General features: G+C 56.0%; 5 protein-coding genes and 1 tRNA gene. 3 read left to right on the top strand and 3 right to left on the bottom strand.

Annotation, left to right across the window (positions count from 1 at the left end; all coding sequences use genetic code 11):
* Positions 1 to 207 (bottom strand): hypothetical protein (locus WS69_RS34980; RefSeq protein ID WP_231747185.1); only part of this gene is annotated, 207 nt, incomplete at its 3' end.
* A 15-nt stretch (positions 208 to 222) separates the two neighbouring features.
* Here WS69_RS34980 and WS69_RS21060 point away from each other — a divergent pair.
* Together WS69_RS21060 and WS69_RS21055 are read left to right on the top strand one after the other, a co-directional pair.
* Positions 223 to 297: transfer RNA gene (locus WS69_RS21060), tRNA-Val, on the top strand.
* An 84-nt stretch (positions 298 to 381) separates the two neighbouring features.
* Positions 382 to 1,380 (top strand): tyrosine-type recombinase/integrase, encoded by a 999-nt coding sequence (locus tag WS69_RS21055; protein ID WP_059472625.1) that lies wholly within the window; start codon positions 382 to 384, stop codon positions 1,378 to 1,380.
* A gap of 34 nt (positions 1,381 to 1,414) precedes the next feature.
* Here the strand turns inward: WS69_RS21055 and WS69_RS21050 are convergent, their stop codons facing one another.
* A complete protein-coding gene (locus tag WS69_RS21050) occupies positions 1,415 to 1,885 on the bottom strand; it encodes a hypothetical protein (RefSeq protein WP_059472624.1) in 471 nt (156 codons plus the stop codon).
* Positions 1,886 to 2,051: 166 nt separating this feature from the next.
* Here WS69_RS21050 and WS69_RS21045 point away from each other — a divergent pair, with 166 nt between their 5' ends.
* Positions 2,052 to 2,360, top strand: coding sequence for a hypothetical protein (locus WS69_RS21045; RefSeq protein WP_231747184.1), 309 nt, complete (start codon positions 2,052 to 2,054; stop codon positions 2,358 to 2,360).
* Here the strand turns inward: WS69_RS21045 and WS69_RS21040 are convergent.
* Positions 2,361 to 3,079 (bottom strand): hypothetical protein (locus WS69_RS21040; protein ID WP_231747183.1); only part of this gene is annotated, 719 nt, incomplete at its 5' end.

The following is a 3,079-nucleotide window of genomic DNA, read 5'->3' as shown; positions in this document are numbered from 1 at the left end:
ACGGCTGGCTTCATGCCGCACCCAAAAACCGGACAGATTACGTGCTACAGACCCGGACAATTCATTTGCTCGCGACACCGTGTCGAACAAACACTGGATAAAAGTACCCGATTGCCTGTAGAATTCCGGGCCGGGCGATGCGCGGTCCGCACCCGCAAGGTGGGTTATGTTTAAAAAGTGCTTTACGGAATGAAAAAGCTCTGACATAATTCAAAATTCTTTGGGCGGTTAGCTCAGCGGTAGAGCACTGCCTTCACACGGCAGGGGTCACTGGTTCGATCCCAGTACCGCCCACCAAAGAATTCAAGCACTTATCTAGTGCTCAAACGCCTCCTAGTTTGCTCTCGGGACACTCCGGGGACACCTAGGAGGCGTTTTCATATGGCGACCATTACCCGTCGCGACACCCAATCCCCAGAGCATCGTTGGCAAGCAAAGGTCCGCCTCAAGGGCTTTCCCTCTCAGTCCCAGTCGTTCCCCACCAGGGTACAGGCTGAGGATTGGGCGCGGAGTGTTGAAACCGAGATGCGGCGCGGCACGTTCGTGGATATAGCTACGGCCCGCGAAACCACTCTAGGAGACCTCCTCCAGAAGTACGCGGAGCGCGTCTCACCAACCAAGAAAAGCGGAACCGGCGAGGCAAAGCGCATCCGGTCAATGCTTAAGTGGCATCTCTGCAAGTACGCGGTTGCAAACGTTACGGCTGTCGTCCTCTCCGAATGGCGCGACGAACGGCTACAGGCGGTCAGCGGAAGCACGGTCAACCGAGAACTAAACCTCCTCTCGCACGTATTTTCTACGGCGATGATTGAGTGGGGAATCCATCTTCCCACTAACCCTGTGAGCCGGATACGACGCCCAAAGCACAACAAGCCGCGCAACAGGCGCACGGAAGGGGGCGAAGAATCGCTACTGCTCTACGAATGCAGAAAGGCGCGCAACCAGCATCTTTACCCTGCCGTTCTACTCGCCATCGAGACCGGCATGCGCCGAAGCGAGGTTGTAGGCATCGAGTGGCCCAACATTGACCTCGACCGTCGCGTCCTCTGGCTGCCAGATTCCAAGAATGGTGAAGGACGGGCAATAGCTCTTTCAACGCGCGCGGTACAGGCATTAGCACCTATTGCCACCGACAGGAGCGGTCCTGTATTCCCCGGCCTAACGGTGGATGCCATCAAATGCGCGTACAGGCGAGCCAGGGCACGGGCCAAGATCGACGGGCTACGCTTCCACGACCTCCGACACGAAGCCACAAGCCGTCTATTCGAGAAAGGACTCAACCCGATGGAAGTCGCCAGCATCACCGGACATAAGACACTGAGTATGCTCCAACGCTACACGCACCTCCGCGCAGAAGATTTGGCAAAGAAGCTGGGCTAATCCATCGGGTTTCCGGTCATCCTTGAAACCGGAACTATTGTGCATCACCTTCCTGCCGGGAGAATGGATTGAACTCCGGGTCCTCAATTCTCCGAGAAATTACCCACAGTTCGGTAAGCTTGTTGGATTCGCCTATCACGCGCATCAAATGGGCCCGCGCATCCCTTGCAGCGACCACTTTCATCCAAATTGCGTGCCCTTGTTCAAGCTGGACGCGAAGTTCCCGCATGCGCTCAAGACCCGCTTGGTTGACATCCTGGAGAGCCTTATCTGTCGTCGGGTCATAGGGTTTCGGTCCAAGCTTGCGTCGCGCACGAACGTACGACCCTTCGAGGGGTTGCATCATCTTAGCCAACTCATCGAAGCGCGCGTGAAGCACCTTTTGCTCATGCTCCAACTTCTGGAATTCTGCGTACGTCAAACGAGGTTGATCGCGGATCGCGTCTGCGGCCTTCCGTAGCTTCTTCGGATCGAACAACGAGAAGTTGATAGCGTCTTGATCCACTTCGCTTGCTCCCGACGATAAAGAGGAGCAGCCACTTTACACCGCGCATACGATCCAGTTCGAGTCCGGAAATAGGCACCGAACCGGCACCACCTATTTTTGTCGCACTCCTTCACAGTTCCGCGCCGACGTTGCAGAATGTCCGCTCCAAGCCCAGGAGGGAGCTATGCCGAAAGTCCGAACGCACCACTTACCCGAATCGCGACATCAACCACAAGTGATACGGGAGATTGTCAAGCAAGGGCCAGGGATTTCCGAGTTGGACGCACTCCACATCGCCACCAAGGCCGTCGATATATACGCCGCCCGGCATCCACGCCCGCCGCATGTGACGATTACGCAGGCCGCAGAAATGGTAGGCAAGAGCCGCCAGACAGTCTCTGCAATGCTGACGCGTTACAGGATTCGGCTCAACAAATTCGGACAGATTCCCATTGAAGCAATAGACCGGTTACTTGCTGCAAACGACTGGTAGTCACACCCGCTCCGACCGCTGCCCCGTATACGACCAGATATCCACGTACCGGAGCCGCTCTTTCCGTCTTTCCTTATCGGACTCACGGGTAGCGCGCTGCAAATCTGCGTAGAGCCGGTCTAATCGGGGACTTTCCTTGTACTCTCGCTCAAGCCGTTCCCGGTTCTCCTTCTGCTTACCCTCAGCCCCATCTACTGCCCGCTTGTCAGCTAGACGGAACTCTCCCAGGCCGATATTGCGGAGTCGTAGAACAGCTAGTAGCGGTACGTCTACACCAGCAATACGGATGCAGAAATCGTTCTCCGCTTTCCCCATTGGAGTGCGTTCTCTCGGCCGGTACTGGAACGACACTCCGTCAATCTCGATGTGGTCTGCGTGGAACTTGGTCGATATCGTCGTGGGCTTTGTGGACCCAGCACGTATGTTCTCCTTCACAATGTCCCGAATGCTCAACCCCGTGGTCAATGTAGTGGTGTCGTAACCGTGCTTGTCTAAGATTGCGGCTACGAGTGTCCGCTGTTCTGTCGATAGCGGCTTGGATAGTCGATTGGCAGTGAACGTTTGCAAGCGCAAAGCCTCTTTCAGCAAATCCGCCATGCGGGCTCTATTCCCATCGGCCAATCCTGGGTCGGCACATAGCATCGTAAGCGATCGATGAACCACGCACTGTTCGTGTGAAGCTAGAGCGGCGACGATTGTGTCCACTTGAACGAGGAGGT

The organism is Burkholderia sp. BDU5, from assembly GCF_001522845.1.
Taxonomy (GTDB): Bacteria; Pseudomonadota; Gammaproteobacteria; order Burkholderiales; family Burkholderiaceae; genus Burkholderia; species Burkholderia mayonis.
This window is presented reverse-complemented; position numbering and strand designations above follow the sequence as displayed.

Excerpts from the sequence above, each read along its gene's own strand:
- WS69_RS21045 (WP_231747184.1), top strand. The coding sequence starts at position 2,052 with ATGCCGAAAGTCCGAACGCACCACTTACCCGAATCGCGACATCAACCA.
- WS69_RS21055 (WP_059472625.1), top strand. The coding sequence starts at position 382 with ATGGCGACCATTACCCGTCGCGACACCCAATCCCCAGAGCATCGTTGG.